General features: G+C 63.2%; 17 protein-coding genes. 10 read left to right on the top strand and 7 right to left on the bottom strand.

Annotated features, from left to right (window positions below; translation table 11 throughout):
- The first annotated feature begins 5 nt into the window (after positions 1-5).
- Entirely contained in the window at positions 6-2,162 is a 2,157-nt protein-coding gene (locus SJI00_RS00945; RefSeq protein WP_322459893.1) for a mechanosensitive ion channel family protein, read from the top strand.
- Here the strand turns inward: SJI00_RS00945 and SJI00_RS00940 are convergent.
- Complete coding sequence (locus tag SJI00_RS00940; RefSeq protein ID WP_322459892.1) at positions 2,152-2,868, bottom strand: UTRA domain-containing protein; 717 nt, start codon at positions 2,866-2,868, stop codon at positions 2,152-2,154. The genes SJI00_RS00945 and SJI00_RS00940 overlap by 11 nt on opposite strands.
- Before the next feature lie 312 nt (positions 2,869-3,180).
- Here SJI00_RS00940 and SJI00_RS00935 point away from each other — a divergent pair, with 312 nt between their 5' ends.
- From SJI00_RS00935 to SJI00_RS00910, 6 genes are read left to right on the top strand one after another with little or no spacing between them, the layout of a single operon-like run.
- A complete protein-coding gene (locus SJI00_RS00935) occupies positions 3,181-4,245 on the top strand; it encodes an ABC transporter substrate-binding protein (RefSeq protein ID WP_322459891.1) in 1,065 nt (354 codons plus the stop codon).
- A 58-nt stretch (positions 4,246-4,303) separates the two neighbouring features.
- Positions 4,304-5,110 (top strand): alkaline phosphatase family protein, encoded by an 807-nt coding sequence (locus tag SJI00_RS00930; protein WP_322459890.1) that lies wholly within the window; start codon positions 4,304-4,306, stop codon positions 5,108-5,110.
- Positions 5,107-5,946 (top strand): ABC transporter permease, encoded by an 840-nt coding sequence (locus tag SJI00_RS00925; RefSeq protein ID WP_322459889.1) that lies wholly within the window; start codon positions 5,107-5,109, stop codon positions 5,944-5,946. Before SJI00_RS00930 ends, SJI00_RS00925 begins: the two co-directional genes overlap by 4 nt.
- Positions 5,936-6,730, top strand: coding sequence for an ABC transporter permease (locus tag SJI00_RS00920; protein WP_322459888.1), 795 nt, complete (start codon positions 5,936-5,938; stop codon positions 6,728-6,730). The genes SJI00_RS00925 and SJI00_RS00920 overlap by 11 nt, the downstream gene beginning before the upstream one ends.
- A gap of 1 nt (position 6,731) precedes the next feature.
- Positions 6,732-7,721, top strand: a complete 990-nt coding sequence (locus SJI00_RS00915) for an ABC transporter ATP-binding protein (RefSeq protein WP_322459887.1) — start codon at positions 6,732-6,734, stop codon at positions 7,719-7,721.
- A gap of 12 nt (positions 7,722-7,733) precedes the next feature.
- Complete coding sequence (locus SJI00_RS00910; protein ID WP_322459886.1) at positions 7,734-8,387, top strand: HAD family hydrolase; 654 nt, start codon at positions 7,734-7,736, stop codon at positions 8,385-8,387.
- A 70-nt stretch (positions 8,388-8,457) separates the two neighbouring features.
- On the opposite strand, the gene SJI00_RS00905 is transcribed toward SJI00_RS00910, so the two are convergent.
- Positions 8,458-9,420, bottom strand: coding sequence for an NAD(P)H-quinone oxidoreductase (locus SJI00_RS00905; protein WP_322459885.1), 963 nt, complete (start codon positions 9,418-9,420; stop codon positions 8,458-8,460).
- Between the two features lie 139 nt (positions 9,421-9,559).
- Between SJI00_RS00905 and SJI00_RS00900 the strand changes: the two genes are divergently transcribed.
- Positions 9,560-11,641 (top strand): carboxy terminal-processing peptidase, encoded by a 2,082-nt coding sequence (locus SJI00_RS00900; RefSeq protein ID WP_322459884.1) that lies wholly within the window; start codon positions 9,560-9,562, stop codon positions 11,639-11,641.
- Positions 11,642-11,743: 102 nt separating this feature from the next.
- Here the strand turns inward: SJI00_RS00900 and SJI00_RS00895 are convergent, their stop codons facing one another.
- The 5 genes from SJI00_RS00895 to pcaQ form a co-directional block, all read right to left on the bottom strand.
- Positions 11,744-12,112 (bottom strand): hypothetical protein, encoded by a 369-nt coding sequence (locus tag SJI00_RS00895; protein WP_322459883.1) that lies wholly within the window; start codon positions 12,110-12,112, stop codon positions 11,744-11,746.
- On the bottom strand, positions 12,109-12,456 hold the full coding sequence (locus SJI00_RS00890; protein WP_322459882.1) for a helix-turn-helix domain-containing protein: 348 nt from the start codon (positions 12,454-12,456) through the stop codon (positions 12,109-12,111). The genes SJI00_RS00895 and SJI00_RS00890 overlap by 4 nt, the downstream gene beginning before the upstream one ends.
- A 100-nt stretch (positions 12,457-12,556) precedes the next feature.
- Positions 12,557-12,997, bottom strand: a complete 441-nt coding sequence (locus SJI00_RS00885) for a YkvA family protein (protein WP_322459881.1) — start codon at positions 12,995-12,997, stop codon at positions 12,557-12,559.
- Positions 12,998-13,289: 292 nt separating this feature from the next.
- A complete protein-coding gene (gene bamJ / locus SJI00_RS00880) occupies positions 13,290-14,030 on the bottom strand; it encodes a BamJ family beta-barrel-assembly machinery protein (RefSeq protein WP_322459880.1) in 741 nt (246 codons plus the stop codon).
- A 192-nt stretch (positions 14,031-14,222) separates the two neighbouring features.
- Entirely contained in the window at positions 14,223-15,155 is a 933-nt protein-coding gene (pcaQ, locus tag SJI00_RS00875; protein ID WP_322459879.1) for a pca operon transcription factor PcaQ, read from the bottom strand.
- Positions 15,156-15,288: 133 nt separating this feature from the next.
- Here pcaQ and SJI00_RS00870 point away from each other — a divergent pair, with 133 nt between their 5' ends.
- Together SJI00_RS00870 and map are read left to right on the top strand one after the other, a co-directional pair.
- Positions 15,289-15,492, top strand: a complete 204-nt coding sequence (locus tag SJI00_RS00870; RefSeq protein WP_322459878.1) for a ParD-like family protein — start codon at positions 15,289-15,291, stop codon at positions 15,490-15,492.
- Positions 15,489-16,277 (top strand): type I methionyl aminopeptidase, encoded by a 789-nt coding sequence (gene map, locus SJI00_RS00865; protein WP_322459877.1) that lies wholly within the window; start codon positions 15,489-15,491, stop codon positions 16,275-16,277. Before SJI00_RS00870 ends, map begins: the two co-directional genes overlap by 4 nt.
- Positions 16,278-16,374: the final 97 nt, after the last annotated feature.

Here is a 16,374-nt window from a genome sequence, read left to right as displayed (position 1 = left end):
TTCCAGTGCCAGCTCTTCTGCGTTGCCTGACCCTGCTGATCTTGCTGTTCGTCGTTCCGGCCCAGGCTGCCGGCCTTCCGGGGCTTCTGGGCACAGGTAGCAGCAGCTCGCAGCAGCCTGAAGCCACCGAGCCGCTGGGCAAGTCGCTGGACGAGGTGATCAAGAACCTCGAAAACGACCAGCAGCGTGCCAAGCTGCTCACCGACCTGAAAAAGCTGCGCGATGCGACGCGCAAGTCGCAGCCCACCGTCGAACAAGGCGTGCTGGGCCTGATCTCTGGCGCACTGCACGATTTCGAAGCCCAGTTCAGCGGTGAAGCCAGCCCATTCCAGCGCTGGTCCGAAGAGCTCGACCAAGCGAAAACCGAACTGCTCGAACGCGCGGTACCGGTGCATCAATGGCCCGCCATTCTCTTCGGCTTCGCGGCGGTGATTGCCTTGTGGAGCCTGCTGGCCTACGTCTTCAACTGGATCAGCCACCGCGTGCGCCTGCGCTTTGGCCTGAGTGAAGAACTGCCGCAACACCCACGTACCTGGGACCTTGTGCGCTTTGCCCTGCGCAAGCTCGGGCCCTGGCTGGTGGCGCTGATCTTCACCGTCTACCTGAGCATCGTGCTGCCCTCCTCCCTGGGCAAATCGCTGGCGATGGTGCTGGCCTACGCGCTGGTGATCGGCACCTGCTTCTCGGCAATCTGCGTCATCGCCTTCTCCTTGCTCGACGGTCCGCACCGGCACCGCGCGCTGCACATCCTGCGCCATCGCGCCTTCAACCCGCTGTGGCTGATCGGTAGCTTCGCCGCGTTTGGCGAAGCCATGAGCGACCCACGCCTGACCGACGCCCTGGGCGTGCACCTGGCGCACACCATCGCCACCTTGGCCAACGTGCTGGCTGCACTGTGCACGGGCCTGTTCATCCTGCGTTTCCGCCGACCCATCGCTCATCTGATCCGCAACCAGCCGCTGTCGCGGCGCCTGACCCGCCGCACCCTGAGCGACACCATCGAAATCCTCGGCAGCTTCTGGTATTTGCCCGCCCTGGTGCTGGTGGCCGTTTCCCTGTTTGCCACCTTCTTTTCTGCAGGCGATGCCAGCACGGCCTTGCGTCAATCGCTGATGTGCACGGTGCTGGTGGTGGTGTGCATGGTGCTCAACGGCCTGGTGCGCCGGCACGCGGCCAAGGCTGCGCTCAACCCGCGGCGCCAAGCGGCCTACACCGAACGACTGATGAATTTCGGCTACGCCCTGGCGCACCTGTTCATCTGGCTGTTCTTCATCGAGTTGGGCCTGCGCGTGTGGGGCATGTCGATGCTGGGCTTTGCCGACGGCGAAGGGCACGACATCAGCATGCGCCTGCTGGGCCTGGCCACGACGTTGATCGTTGCCTGGCTGGTGTGGATTCTGGCCGATACCGCCGTGCACCACGCGCTGGTGCGCTCACGGCGGGGCATGGCCAACGCCCGCGCCCAAACCATGATGCCGCTGATTCGCAACGTGATGTTCGTGGCCATTGCGATCATTGCGCTGATCGTGGCGCTGGCCAACATGGGCATGAACGTCACGCCGCTGCTGGCCGGTGCCGGTGTGATCGGCCTGGCGATCGGTTTCGGCGCGCAATCGCTGGTGGCCGATCTGATCACCGGGCTGTTCATCATCATCGAGGATTCGCTGGCCATCGACGACTACGTCGACGTCGGCGGCCACCTCGGCACGGTCGAGGGGTTGACCATCCGCACCGTGCGCCTGCGCGACATCGACGGCATCGTGCACACCATTCCGTTCAGCGAAATCAAGAGCATCAAGAACTACTCGCGCGAGTTCGGCTATGCGATCTTCCGCATCGCCATCCCGCACAACATGAACATCGACGAAGCCATCACACTGATCCGTGAGGTGGGCCAGAAGATGCGCAACGATCCGCTGATGCGCCGCAACATCTGGTCGCCACTGGAATTCCAAGGGGTGGAAAGTTTCGAGTCGGGCTCGGCCATTCTCCGGGCGCGGTTCAAGACGGCGCCCATCAAGCAGTGGGAAGTGTCGCGCGCATTCAACCTGGCACTCAAGCGCGAGCTCGACGAGCATGGCCTGGACCTGGCCACACCGCGGCTGTCGGTGCAGGTGGTCACGTCCGCAGGTGGCCAGCCGATGCAACCGGTCACGGGGTGACATCGGCGCGAATGCGAATGGCGTCGTGGCGCCAGTATTCCAGGTCGCAATCGATCAGCCGGCCGTGCTGATCGCTGTTGCTGCGCAGCACCTGCAAGCCGGCGCTGCCGCTGGAGACGCGCAAGGCGCTGGCCGCTGCCGCCGGCAGGGCCGTATGCAGGATCTCGAAGCCCACCTGACCGTAGTGAATGCCGTATTGACTGGCGTACAGGTGGGTCAGTGACTGGTTCAGGTCATGGGCCAGGATGCCGGGGAAATACTGCGGGTTGAGGTAGTGCTCGGCGTACAGCACGGCGCGCCCATCAATGCGCCGCAACCGGCAGATCTGCACCACGCTGGACAGCGCCGGCAATTGCAGCCAGGCGCAGATCAGTGCCGACGCCGGTTGCAGGCAGGCCGAGCGTAGCTCGGTGGTCGGGCTGCGGCCTTGCCCGCAGACCATGGCATGGAAATGGCTGCGCTCGATCAGGTCGTAGGTCAGCCGCGGCGGCGAGACGAACCATCCACGTCGCTCCTCGCGATAGATCAGGCCTCGGGCTTCCAGCTGCACCAGCGCTTCGCGCAGGGTGATGCGGGTAGTGGCGAACACTTCGCTGAGTTTGCGCTCGGCCGGCAATTGGCCACCGGGCGCCAGCAAGCCGTGCTCGATCTGCTCCTGCAAGGCATGGCAGATGGCTGTTACCGCGCGCGGTGCTACTGATTGCATGCGAAGTTACCTTTCTGGACTAGTCCAGCCTGCGCTCAGCGCCGCTGGATGATCCGGCCAGCCTAGGCAGCGCCCGTGAACAAGGCGTGACAGCCGCACGCCCAAGCGCTCGCCGCGCCCCATTGTGCGCCGCGTTGTGGTCTACGCTTGAGCTCCAGAGGCCCGCACGTACCCGGGCCCGTTGCGCGCTACATCAAACTGTCACGCAAGCGGCCTACCTTGGCTCGAGAGTTGCTGACCTAGACCAACCTGTTCGCAAGCACGCTTTCCCTTTACACCACTGAGTGCATGGCATCCCCAAAGGAGCTTCGGATGAAACAGTTTTTCATGGCCACACTGCTGGGCTCGACCATTGCCCTGTGCACCTCGGCGATGGCCGCGGACACCGACTTGAAAACCCTGGAAGACGCCGCCCGCAAAGAAGGCGCGGTCAACAGCGTGGGCATGCCCGATGCGTGGGCCAACTGGAAAGGCACCTGGGACGACCTGGCGAAGAAATACGGTCTCAAGCACAGTGATACCGACATGAGCTCGGCCCAGGAAATCGCCAAGTTCGATGCCGAAAAAGGCAATGCCAGCGCCGATATCGGTGACGTCGGTGCTGCCTTCGGCCCCATCGCCGTGGCCAAGGGCGTGACCCAGGCGTACAAGCCGAGCACCTGGGATCAGATCCCGACGTGGGCCAAGGACCAGGACGGCCACTGGGCGCTGGCCTATACCGGCACCATCGCTTTCATCATCAACAAGGACCTGGTCAAGGAAAAGGATCGTCCCAAGACCTGGCATGACCTGGAAAAAGGCACCTACAAGGTCGCCATCGGTGACGTCGGCACCGCCGCCCAGGCCGCCAACGGCGTGCTCGCTGCAGCCATTGCCTACAAGGGGAATGAAAGCAACGTCGAGCCGGGCCTGCAGCTGTTCACCAAACTGGCACAGCAAAAACGCCTGTCGCTGGCCAATCCGACCATCCAGACCCTCGAAAAAGGTGAAGTGGAAGTCGGCGTGGTGTGGGACTTCAACGGCCTGAGCTACCGCGACCAGATCGACCCCAAGCGCTTTGAAGTGCTGATTCCTTCGGACGGCTCGATCACCTCCGGCTACACCACCATCATCAACAAGTACGCGAAGAACCCCAACGCGGCCAAGCTGGCGCGTGAGTACATCTTCAGTGATGCCGGCCAGACCAACCTGGCTCTGGGCCATGCCCGGCCGATCCGCGCCGAGCACGTGAAGCTTTCGGATGAAGCCAAGGCCAAGCTGCTGCCCAACGAGCAGTACGCCGCAGCTCAGCCGATCAAGGATCCCGTTGCCTGGGAGAGCACCTCCAAAGCCTTGCCGCAGAAGTGGCAGGAGCAGGTCATCATCGAAATGGAGTGACACCCCGCCCTGCCCGGGGGCGCCTGGCGCCCCCGCCTCTTCTGGTTCGGAGCCTCGAATGAAGCACAACGTCATCCTGGTCTTGCTCGACGGCCTCAATTTCCAGGTCGCCCTGCACGCCATGGGCCACCTGCACGCCTACGTCGAAGCCGAGCGTGCCGCGCTGTACCGGCTGCAATGCGAGTTACCGTCACTGTCGCGCCCGCTGTACGAGTGCATTCTCACCGGCACGCCACCCATCGACAGCGGCATCGTGCACAACCAGGTCAATCGCCTGTCCAACCAACGCAGCGTGTTCCATTACGCCCGCGAAGCGAACCTGGGCACGGCCGCTGCGGCGTATCACTGGATCAGCGAGCTGTACAACCGCTCGCCGTTCGACCCGCAACGCGACCGCCATACCCACGCGCCCAAGCTGCCGATCCAGCATGGCCTGTTCTACTTCGTCGACCACTACCCCGATTCCCATCTGCTGGCCGACGCCGAGTACCTGCGCCGTCGCCATGCACCGAATTTTCTCCTGGTCCACCCCATGAGCATCGACGATGCCGGCCACCACCACGGCCTGGACAGCAGCCAGTACCGCAATGCCGCGCGCAGCCTGGACATTCTGCTGGCCGACTATCTGCCGCGCTGGCTCGAAGAGGGCTATCAAGTGCTGGTCACTGCCGATCACGGCATGAACAACGACCGTTCGCACAATGGCCTTTTGACCGAAGAGCGGGAGGTGCCGTTGTTTGTCTTCGGTGAAGCCTTCAGCCTCGACCCCAACGCCAAGCCGCTGCAAACCCAGCTGTGCGGCACACTCTGCGAACTGCTCGGCGCTGCGCACGACAAGACCGTGTGCCGGGAGCTGCTCCGGTGAGCGCCCAGCCCAAGGGGCGCTACCTCGCACTGCTCTGCCTGCTCCCCTTCGCGGTGTTCTTCATCGTCTTTCAGATCGCGCCGCTGGCCTGGGTGGCCGTCAACAGCGTGCAGAGCGAAGCCGGCTGGGGGCTGGACAACTTCATCAAGGTGTTCAGCTCGAAGTTCTACCTGCAAGCGTTGCAACGCAGCCTGGAAATCAGCTTCTGGTCGAGCCTGTTCGGCATCGTGGTCGCCGTGCTGGGGGCGTATTCGTTGCGCCAGGTGGATTCGCGCCTGCGCGACTTCGTCAGCGCCTTCGCCAACATGACCAGCAACTTCTCCGGTGTGCCGCTGGCGTTCGCCTTCATCATCCTGCTCGGCTTCAATGGCGCGCTGACCCTGCTGCTCAAGCAGATCGGCGTGCTGGATGACTTCAGCATCTATTCCAAGGCCGGGCTGATCCTGGTGTACACCTACTTCCAGATTCCGCTTGGGGTACTGCTGCTGTACCCGGCCTTCGATGCCCTGCGCGAAGACTGGCGCGAATCGGCAGCATTGCTCGGTGCCAGCGCCTGGCAATACTGGCGGCACGTCGGCCTGCCGGTGCTGACCCCCGCCCTGCTCGGCACGTTCGTCATCCTGCTGGCCAACGCCCTGGGCGCCTACGCCACGGTGTATGCGCTGACCACGGGCAACTTCAACGTGTTGCCGATCCGCATCGCCGCGCTGGTGGCCGGCGATATCAGCCTCGACCCGAACCTGGCCAGTGCCTTGGCCATGGTGCTGGTGGGCTTGATGACCATCGTCACCGTTGCCCATCAGTGGCTGTTGAGAAGGAGCTACCATGCGCGCTGAATCCGCCAAGGGCGGGCTGTACCACCGCGTGGTGGTGTACCTGCTGTTCGCTGTGCTGCTGCTGCCGTTGGCCGGCACATTGCTCTATTCGCTGTCGACCAGCTGGTCGGCGAGCCTGCTGCCCAGCGGCTTGACCCTGAAATGGTACGTGGCGCTGTGGAGCGAGCCGCGCTTTCTGGCCGCGTTCGGCCAGTCGTTGCTGGTCTGCGTGGGGGCGCTGCTGCTGTCGGTAGTGCTGATCCTGCCCTTGTTGTTCGTGGTGCATTACCACTTCCCGCGGCTGGACGCGCTGATGAACGTGCTGATTCTGCTGCCCTTCGCGGTGCCGCCGGTGGTGTCGTCGGTGGGCTTGCTGCAGCTCTATGGCAGCGGCCCGATGGCGATGGTCGGCACACCCTGGATTCTCATCGGCTGCTACTTCACCATCGCCCTGCCCTTCATGTACCGCGCCATCACCAACAACCTGCAGGCCATCAACCTGCGCGACCTGATGGACGCCGCCCAACTGCTCGGCGCCAGCACCTGGCAAGCGGCGTTTCTGGTGGTGCTGCCGAACCTGCGCAAAGGCTTGATGGTGGCGCTGCTGCTGTCGTTCTCGTTCCTGTTCGGCGAGTTCGTGTTCGCCAACCTGCTGGTGGGCACCCGCTATGAAACCTTGCAGGTGTACCTGAACAACATGCGTAACAGCAGCGGCCACTTCAACAGCGCGCTGGTGATCTCCTACTTCGCCTTCGTGCTGGCCATGACCTGGGTTGCCAATCGCCTGAACAAGGACAAGACCTGAAATGAGCTTCGTCAGCGTACAGAACCTGCACAAGCGCTACGCCGGCAGTACCGTGTTCGACGACATCAACTGCGAGATCGCCCAAGGCGAATTCGTTACCTTGCTCGGCCCCTCGGGCTGCGGCAAGTCCACCCTGCTGCGCTGCATTGCCGGGCTGACCCCGGTCGATGGCGGGCGGATCCTGCTCGATGGCCAGGACCTGGTGCCGATCAGCCCACAAAAGCGTGGCATCGGCATGGTGTTTCAAAGCTATGCGCTGTTTCCCAACATGAGCGTCGAGCAGAACGTCGCCTTTGGCTTGCGCATGCAGAAGGTGCCGACCGAGGACAGCCGCCAGCGCGTGCGCGAGGTGCTCGACCTGGTGGAACTGGGAACCTTCGCCAGCCGCTACCCGCATCAGCTGTCGGGCGGCCAGTGCCAGCGGGTGGCCCTGGCCCGCTCGCTGGTCACCCGTCCGCGCCTGCTGCTGCTCGATGAGCCGCTGTCGGCGCTGGATGCGCGCATCCGCAAGCACCTGCGCGAGCAGATCCGCGCGATCCAGCGCGAGCTGGGCCTGACCACCCTCTTCGTCACCCATGACCAGGAAGAAGCGCTGACGATGTCAGACCGCATCTTCCTGATGAACCAGGGCCGCATCGTGCAGAGCGGTGATGCCGAGACGCTCTACACCGCACCCGTCGATGTGTTCGCCGCCGGCTTCATCGGCAACTACAACCTGCTGGAGGCGGACGCTGCCAGCCGCTTGCTGCAGCGCCCGATCAACAGCCGTCTGGCCATCCGACCCGAAGCCATCAGCCTGGGCAGCGATGGCGAGCTGGACGCACTGATCTGCGGGCACAGCCTGCTGGGCAACGTCATTCGTTACCGCGTCGAGGTGCGCGGCGTGGCGTTGGTGGTGGATGTGCTCAATCGTTCGGCTGCGGATCTGCACGCTGCGGGCAAACGCGTATCCTTGAGGATCGATCCGACCGCGCTGCGAGAAGTGGCTTAGGAGTTTTCAGGTATGGCTTTGGCAATTTTCGATCTCGACGAAACCCTCATCCACGGCGATTGTGCGTCGCTCTGGTGCGCGCAGATGGCACGGCTGGGCTGGGTCGACGCCGACTCGTTCCTGCGCAAGGACGCCGAGATGCTGGACGCCTACGGCAAAGGCCAGCTGCGCATGGAGGAGTACATGGCCTTCAGCCTTGAGCCGATTGCCGGGCGCACACCGGAAGAAATCGAGCACTTGGTCGAGCCGTGGGTCGAGGATGTGATCGAGCCGATCATCTTCGGCGATGCCTGCCGCTGCATCGCCGAGCATCGTCAGGCAGGCGACCGCGTGCTGATCATCTCGGCTTCGGGCGCGCACCTGGTCGGGCCGATTGCCGCCCGACTGGGCGTTGAGGAGTATTTGGCGATCGAGCTCGAAACGGCCCACGGCGTCTACACCGGCCACACCCAAGGCGTGCTGACGTACCGCGAAGGCAAGGTGCAGCGGCTGATGCAGTGGCTGGATCAGGAGCAGGAAAACCTGCAAGGCGCGAGTTTCTATTCCGACTCGCTCAATGACCTGCCGCTGCTCCAGCGCGTTGACCATCCGCGGGCGGTGAATCCTGATGGGGTGCTGCGCGAGCATGCCCAGGCCCAGGGTTGGCCGATCCTGACTTGGTCTTGAGCACCGACTGACCGGCTGGAACAGTGGCCCGCCCTCAACGGCGGGCCACTGGCGCCGACAGTCGGGGACATCAGCTCAGCGAAGCGTCTACCACCAGCACCAGCTTGCCCGACACCTGGTTGCTTTCAAGCTCGGTGTAGGCGGCCTCGGCAAAGGCGACCGGATAGGTATCGACCAACTGCGCACTCAACCGCCCTTCCGTGAACAGCGGCCAGACCTGCTGACGCAGTTCGCCGAGCAGTTGCGCCTTGAACTCATCGTCACGGTTGCGCAGGGTCGAGCCGGTGATGTGCAGGCGTTTGCCCAGCACCTGGGCCAGGTCGAACTCAGCCTTGCGGCCGCTCATGAGACCAATGATGACCCAGCGCCCGTCACGGGCCAGCAGGTCCAGGTTCAGGTCGACGTAACTGGCGCCCACAGGATCGAGCACCACATCGAACGGGCCAAGGTCGCGCAGTGCATCGAGGTTCTCGTTGCGCACCACACCCCCGCTGGCGCCCAACGCCTGGCAATAGGCCAGGCGCTGCGCCGAGCCGACGCTGACCCACAACGGGTTGCCGAACGCCTTGCACAGCTGGATGGCCGCAGAACCCACACCACTGGCACCGGCATGCACCAGCACCTTTTCGCCGGGCTGCAACCCAGCCAGCTGGAACAGGTTGAGCCAGGCCGTGGCGTAGACCTCGGGAATGGCAGCGGCTTCATGCAGGCTCAGGCCTTCGGGCACCGGCAGCACATGGCGCGCATCGACCACCACTTCCTCGGCGATCCCCCCACCGGCCAGCAACGCGCACACGCGCTCGCCCACGCGCCAATCAACCCCAGCACCGACTTCCTCGATCACCCCGGCGCATTCCAGGCCCAGGTAAGGGCTGGCACCGGGCGGCGGCGGATAATGACCGGCGCGTTGCAGCAGGTCGGCGCGGTTCAACCCTGCGGCTGCCACGCGAATGCGAACTTGCCCTGCATCGCACGCAGGACGTGGTGCATCCACCCAGGTTACGTGTCCGTCAACGCCTTGCAATGCCTTCACAGTGCCTCCATAGTTGGTTCATGACTGAGCCCGAGGCACGATGCCTCGGGCTTTTGCAATATTTGTCCGGCTCGATGGAACCGGCGCACGGAAAAGACGGCCTACTATGCGTGTTCAATTGCCTCCACGTCGAATCAGCATGAAGCATTTTCTACCTCGTACTGCACTCGCCCTGTTCATCGGTCTGGGCAGTTTCGCGCTGATCGCCAATGCCTCGGCCGCCAACAAATGGGACTCGCTCAAGCCCGATCGCGATGAAGTGGTCGCCAGCCTCAACGTCGTCGAGTTGCTCAAGCGCCACCACTACAGCAAACCGCCGTTGGACGATGCCCGCTCGGTCATCATCTACGACAGCTACATCAAGCTGTTGGATCCCTCGCGCAGCTACTTCACCGCCGCCGACATTGTCGAATTCGACAAATGGAAAACGCAATTCGACGACTTTCTCAAAAACGGCAACCTCGATCCCGGCTTCATCATCTACAAGCGTTACCTCAATCGCGTGAAGGCCCGCCTTGACTTCGCCCTGGGCGAGTTGAACAAGGGCGTCGACAAGCTCGACTTCACCACCCACGAAACCCTGCTGGTCGAGCGCAAGGACGCCCCTTGGTTGAAGAACGACGCCGAGCTCGACGACCTGTGGCGCAAGCGCGTGAAAGACGAAGTGCTGCGCCAGAAGATCGCCGGCAAGGACCTCAAGCAGATTCAGGAAACCCTGACCAAACGCTACAAGAACCAGCTCGCGCGCCTTGATCAGACCCGTGCCGAAGACATCTTCCAGGCCTACATCAATACCTTCGCGATGTCGTACGATCCGCACACCAACTACCTGTCACCCGACAGCGCGGAAAACTTCGACATCAACATGAGCCTGTCGCTCGAAGGCATCGGTGCGGTGCTGCAGAGCGACAATGATCAGGTGAAGATCGTGCGCCTGGTGCCGGCAGGGCCTGCCGCCAAGACCAAGCAAGTGGCCCCGGCTGACAAGATCATTGGCGTTGCCCAGGGCAACAAGGAAATGGTCGACGTGGTCGGCTGGCGCCTGGATGAGGTGGTCAAGCTGATCCGTGGGCCGAAGGGTTCGGTGGTGCGCCTTGAGGTGATTCCGGCCAATAATCCGCCAAACGACCAGACCACCAAGATCGTGTCCATCACCCGCGAGGCGGTGAAACTCGAGGAGCAGGCGGCGAAGAAGTCGATCCTCAACCTCAAGCAGGATGGCCGCGACTACAAACTGGGCGTCATCGAGATTCCGGCGTTCTACCTCGATTTCAAGGCCTACCGCGCCGGCGACCCGGACTACAAGAGCACGACCCGCGACGTCAAGAAACTGCTGACCGAGCTGCAGAAAGACAAGGTCGACGGCGTGGTCATCGACTTGCGCAACAACGGCGGTGGCTCGCTGCAGGAAGCCACCGAGCTGACCAGCCTGTTCATCGACAAGGGCCCGACCGTGCTGGTACGCAACAGCGATGGCCGCGTCGATGTGCTGGAAGATGAAAACCCCGGTGCCTTCTACAAGGGTCCGCTGACGCTGCTGGTCAACCGCCTCTCGGCCTCGGCCTCGGAGATTTTCGCTGGCGCCATGCAGGACTACCACCGCGCGTTGATCATTGGCGGTCAGACCTTCGGCAAGGGCACGGTGCAAACCATTCAGCCGCTCAACCATGGCGAACTGAAACTGACCTTGGCCAAGTTCTATCGCGTGTCCGGGCAGAGCACCCAGCATCAGGGCGTGCTGCCTGACATCGATTACCCATCGATCATCGACACCAAGGAAATCGGCGAAAGCGCGCTGCCCGAAGCCATGCCGTGGGACACCATCCGCCCAGTGGTCAAACCGGCGGTCGATCCCTTCAAGCCGTACCTGGAGCGCCTGAAAGCACAACACGAGGCGCGCAGCATGAAGGACGCCGAGTTCACCTACATCCGTGACCGTCTGGCCCTGACGCAGCAGCTGATGAACGAAAAGACCGTCAGCCTCAACGAGCAGGAGCGCCGTAAGCGTCACGATGAGATCGATGCCAAGCAGCTGGCACTGGAGAACATCCGTCGCAAGGCCAAAGGTGAAGAGCCGCTCAAGGAGCTCAAGAAAGTCGACGAGGATGCTCTGCCGAGCGAGGATGACGACACCAAGCCCGAAGAGGATGCCTACCTGGTGGAAACCGGTCGTATCCTGCTCGACTATCTGAGCGCGAGTGGCAAGGTGGCCAAGCAGTAAGCCTGCGAGTCAATTCAGCGTCAAAGCAAAGGGCCGAGCATGTGAATGCTCGGCCCTTCTCGTTGCCGCACGGGCAAACGCTGCCTGCAGGCGCAGGCGAAATCAGGTGGCTTCGGGGTAGCTGTACTCGAACACCCGGACCACTTCCGACGCATGCCACGATGCCGCTTCCAGGCCATCCACCGGCCCGGTGAAACGCCCTAGCCGCTCGGCGCACTCGAAAAAACCGGTGCGCGGCAAGCGGCTCGCGCCCTGGCTGATCACCAGTGAGCTGCGCAGCGGTTGCTCGGCGCGAGCATCGAGCACGGCGAGGTGCTCAAGTGCTGCGGTGAGCGTCTGCATGGCCGGGCTGGGCAGTTGCAGGCGCTCGATCAGGGCGCGGTAGGTGAGCAAGTGGCGCTGGCGGCGCGCCAGGTCGAGCTCGCCGAGCAGGCCGTGCCAGTGCTGGCGGCTGATCCTCACCTGGCTCATGGCTCGTCGCTCCAGCCAGGCACCCCCAGGTGCCAGGCCAGGGCCCGGCGAATGGCTGCGCCCGGCTCGCGCTCACCGGCCTCGATCATTGCCAGGTAAGCCGGGCTGATGCCCACGTTGCGCGCCAGGGCCTCAGGCGCGATGGCTTTGGCCTCACGCAACGAAGCCAGCTCGGCGAGGGCCGGCTGGCTGACAGGAGCAGGGGCTGGGGTGGCGGCTTCGGGCTGTGCCGCAGACACGCTGATGGGATCTTGCCCTGCGGCCTTCAACAACGCCTGGAATTGCGCCCAGGGAACGACGGCGTACTCGGGCTGACCGTCCCGGCTGATGACCTGAATACCCATTACTGAACCTCTCTGGCAGGGGCGCGGCATGCACCCAATTGGCATAATGCCTAGGCCAATTATATCCACTCGAGCGAAGAAGGGTACGGCGCGCGCCAAATCAGGCGGGAGGCTTTTCCAGGATCAATGCCTGCGGGCTGGCCGGGAGACGCTCCACGGCCTGCAAACGCTCAGGCGACTGAGCATCGCGCCAGGCCTTGAAGCTGGCAAGTTCATCGGCAACCGTCTTCACCACCCAGCCGAGCACGGCAATGTCATCCAGAAAGCCGACCCCGAGAATCCAGTCAGGGATTGCATCGATCGGACTCACGAAGTACAGCAACCCGGCGACGATGGTGATCAGGGATTTCTTGCTGATGGCACGGTACTCGCCCCGCCACCACGCCAGACACAGCGACTGCATCAGCCGCAGATCCTCACGCATCTTGCCAAGCTTGGGGCCCTTGCGCGCCACAGCGAACAGCAACGCCGGCAGCCGACCCCGGCTGAGCAGGCGCTCGGCCAATGGCAGGAAACGGGCAAAATTCCACGGTGCACTCATTGGACCTCCGGAAAGCGGGCGGGTTATCCACATTTATTGTGGATAACCTTGTGAACAGGGTCGTGTTTTCAGCGTGTTACGCCCACGAAACAAGGGCCGCGCTTAGATCGGGTATTTTTTACACAGTCATTTCAGCCGTGCAATGATTTGCTTACCGCAGCCAGAACACGATGCACCGGCTGCATTGTCTGGGACAGTGACAGGCGAACAGGGTTCGCCTCGATGCGTCAGCCGCTCCGGCAGACACAAAAACGCCCCGTGAGCACGGGGCGTTTGCTGTAGCAGGCCAGTCTTACTTGGCCGGTGCTTCTTCTGCCGCCGCTGGCGCCTGGGCCTGGCTTGGATCCTTGATGCCAAGCAGTTCGAGGTCGAACACCAGCACCGAGTTGGCCGGGATCTGCGGGCTTGGGCTCTGCGCGCCGTAAGCCAGCTCAGCCGGGATGTACAGTTTGTATGTCTCGCCCACGTGCATCAGTTGCAGACCTTCGACCCAACCCGGAATCACACCGCTGACCGGCAGATCGATCGGGCTGCCACGCTCGACGGAGCTGTCGAACACCTTGCCGTCGATGAGCTTGCCTTCGTAATGAACGGTGACGACGTCAGTCGGCTTGGGCTGCGGGCCGTCGGCCTTCTTGATGACTTCGTACTGCAAGCCAGAATCGGTGGTGACCACACCTGACTTCTTGGCATTTTCCTCAAGGAACTTCTTGCCTGCGCTCGAGGCTTCTTCGCTGGCCTTGGTCAGACGCTCTTCGGCACGCTTTTGCAGCGCGGTGAACGCCTCTACCAGTTCTTCGTCCTTCAGGCGCTGATCCTTTTTGCCGACCGCATCTTCGATACCGAGGGCGACCGCTTTTGAATCGAGGTCATCCATGCCTTCCTGGGCCAGACTCTTGCCCATGTTCAGACCGATGCCGTAAGACGCTTTCTGCGAAGGCGTCTTGAGTTCGACGTCGCTGGTCTTCGCGTCGCAGCCTGCAAGCACCAGACCTACCAGGGCAACCGCAGCCGCCAGACGATGTTGTTTCATGCTGATTCCTTGTTCATGCGCCAGAGGGGCAAATCAGGTAAAGCCGCGAGCTTAGCAGGCGGCCAGGACCAATGGCTACCGGCATGAGAGCAGTGCAAGGCGGCGAAGTTCCTCAGGTAAAGGCTTCTTCATCGACCCGCCGGCCAACGTCTGCGGATTGATCGCCCACGCATCGAACGTCGCGCATGCGGCTCAGGGATACCGGCCGGCGCGGTACGCCTCAGCCACCTCGCGCAGCACCTCACACAGCCACTGTGCAGGCAAGCTGGCCGGCAATGCCGCGTTGCGACAGATGCCGACCGAGCCACCCGGCTCCTGCCCGCCGAGGTCAAGCTCGACCAGGTCGCCTTGGCGCAGGTCGATCAACACCGCGTCGCGTGGCGCCACCCAGATCGCCTCACTGCCCAGGACATAGCGTCTGCTCAGCGACAACGACAAGGTTTCAAGGCGTTGCGCCGGCACCTGGATCGCACATTGCACGAACAGGCTATCGGCGTGCCGACGGATCGTCGTCCCTTGCGGCGGCACTACCAGAGGGTAACCACTGACCCGCTCGCGCGCCCTGGAACCCATGGCCAGGAGTGGGTGCCCTGCCCGTACAACCAGGCTCATCGATTCATTGTACAGGTGCTCGAACGACAACCCCTGCACCTGCGGGCTGTCGGTCATGCGCCCGACTACCAGCTCCAGCTCCCCCAAGTGCAACTGCCCGAGCAGTTGCGCACTCACGCCAGTGGCCACACTCACCACCAGCGCCTCGTGGCGCTGGTGAAGACGACACAGCACCTCGGGCATGAGCAAACCCTCGACCGTCGACAACACCCCGATGCGCACCTGCGACGGCGCCCGCGCCTCGCCACGCACGCTGCCAACACCCTCGCGCAACGCCTGCACGCTGGGCCCGGCATAGCGCAGCAAGCGCGTGCCCGCAGCGGTCAGCTGAGCGCCGTGACGGCTGCGCTCGAACAGGCGGGTTTCCAGCAGGGTCTCAAGCTCCTTGAGGCTCTTGGACATCGCCGGCTGACTGATTGCCAGCGCATCGGCCGCACGCGCCAGACTGCCCTGGCGGGCGATCTCGAGAAAACACAGCAGGTGACGGTACTTGATACGGGTATCGAGGTTCATCGGCGGACCGGCGCAGGCCTAGGACGGACAACCAGCTTACCGCATCACTGGGCAGTCATGGCCGCCCGGCACTGGCCTAAAGGTACGTTGAGCCGATATGCTCTGTATACGTTTCATATACCAGGAGACCCTCATGGGTATCGTCAAGATCGGTGACGCCTTGCACCAGGACCTGCGCGTGGCCAGCAACGCGCTGTCGCGCTCGATCAACGCCCAGGCCGAACACTGGATTCGCCTCGGCATGCTGGCCGAGCTGCATCCGCAATCGAACTACGAACAACTGCTGCGCCAGTTGCTGCGCCAGGAACAGGCCAATCTCAAGGCGCTGCTGCAATGAGCGAGGTGATCATCAAGGACGCCGCGCAGCTGGCACTGATGCGCCACGCTGGACACCTGCTGGCTCAGGTGTTCGCGGATCTGGACGCCTTCATCCGCCCCGGCGTGACCACGATGCAGATCAACGACCGTGCCGAAGCCTTCATCCGCGCCCTCCCTGCGCGCCCTGCCAGCAAGGGCCAGTACGGCTTCCCCTACGCGCTGAATACCTCGGTCGACCCAGTGGTGTGCCACGGTATGCCCAAGGACGATGAAGTGCTGCTCGACGGCTCGATCATCAATGTCGACATCACCCTGGAACAAGGCGGCTACATCGCCGATTCCTCGAAAATGTACTGCGTGGGCCGGGTCAACAGTGAAGCCTTGCGCCTGGTCGACACCACGTACCAGGCCTTGTGCAAGGGCATCGAACAGGTCCGTCCCGGCGCCACCCTGGGCGACATCGGCCATGCCATCCAGCGTCACGCCGAGGCTGCCGGCTACAGCGTGGTCCGCGAATACTGCGGGCATGGCATCGGCAAGCAGATGCACGAAGCGCCGCAGGTGCTGCACTACGGCCAGCGCGGCATGGGCATGAAGCTCAAGCCGGGCATGGTGTTCACCATCGAGCCGATGCTCAACCAAGGTTCGCGCCACACCCGCACGCTGCGCGATGGCTGGACGGTCGTCACTCGGGACGGCGGCCTGTCTGCGCAGTGGGAACATACCGTGGCGGTCACCCAGAGCGGTGTGGAAATCCTGACGTTGCGTGGCGAGGAGCGCAGCGGCCCTCTGGCGGCGTATTGAGCCGCTTGTGCAGGGCACCAAGCAACGATTCGACGGTCAGACCAGCTGGCGTCGTAGCCTGCTTGCGCGCCCCTTTGACTTGAACCGCCCCTTGCCT

It is taken from the genome of Pseudomonas gebzensis, from assembly GCF_034427815.1.
Taxonomy (GTDB): domain Bacteria; phylum Pseudomonadota; class Gammaproteobacteria; order Pseudomonadales; family Pseudomonadaceae; genus Aquipseudomonas.
This window is presented reverse-complemented; position numbering and strand designations above follow the sequence as displayed.

Excerpts from the sequence above, each read along its gene's own strand:
- SJI00_RS00940 (WP_322459892.1), bottom strand. The coding sequence starts at position 2,868 with ATGCAATCAGTAGCACCGCGCGCGGTAACAGCCATCTGCCATGCCTTG.
- SJI00_RS00935 (WP_322459891.1), top strand. The coding sequence starts at position 3,181 with ATGAAACAGTTTTTCATGGCCACACTGCTGGGCTCGACCATTGCCCTG.
- SJI00_RS00930 (WP_322459890.1), top strand. The coding sequence starts at position 4,304 with ATGAAGCACAACGTCATCCTGGTCTTGCTCGACGGCCTCAATTTCCAG.
- SJI00_RS00920 (WP_322459888.1), top strand. The coding sequence starts at position 5,936 with ATGCGCGCTGAATCCGCCAAGGGCGGGCTGTACCACCGCGTGGTGGTG.
- SJI00_RS00915 (WP_322459887.1), top strand. The coding sequence starts at position 6,732 with ATGAGCTTCGTCAGCGTACAGAACCTGCACAAGCGCTACGCCGGCAGT.
- SJI00_RS00910 (WP_322459886.1), top strand. The coding sequence starts at position 7,734 with ATGGCTTTGGCAATTTTCGATCTCGACGAAACCCTCATCCACGGCGAT.
- SJI00_RS00900 (WP_322459884.1), top strand. The coding sequence starts at position 9,560 with ATGAAGCATTTTCTACCTCGTACTGCACTCGCCCTGTTCATCGGTCTG.
- SJI00_RS00895 (WP_322459883.1), bottom strand. The coding sequence starts at position 12,112 with ATGAGCCAGGTGAGGATCAGCCGCCAGCACTGGCACGGCCTGCTCGGC.
- SJI00_RS00890 (WP_322459882.1), bottom strand. The coding sequence starts at position 12,456 with ATGGGTATTCAGGTCATCAGCCGGGACGGTCAGCCCGAGTACGCCGTC.
- SJI00_RS00885 (WP_322459881.1), bottom strand. The coding sequence starts at position 12,997 with ATGAGTGCACCGTGGAATTTTGCCCGTTTCCTGCCATTGGCCGAGCGC.
- bamJ (WP_322459880.1), bottom strand. The coding sequence starts at position 14,030 with ATGAAACAACATCGTCTGGCGGCTGCGGTTGCCCTGGTAGGTCTGGTG.
- pcaQ (WP_322459879.1), bottom strand. The coding sequence starts at position 15,155 with ATGAACCTCGATACCCGTATCAAGTACCGTCACCTGCTGTGTTTTCTC.
- SJI00_RS00870 (WP_322459878.1), top strand. The coding sequence starts at position 15,289 with ATGGGTATCGTCAAGATCGGTGACGCCTTGCACCAGGACCTGCGCGTG.
- map (WP_322459877.1), top strand. The coding sequence starts at position 15,489 with ATGAGCGAGGTGATCATCAAGGACGCCGCGCAGCTGGCACTGATGCGC.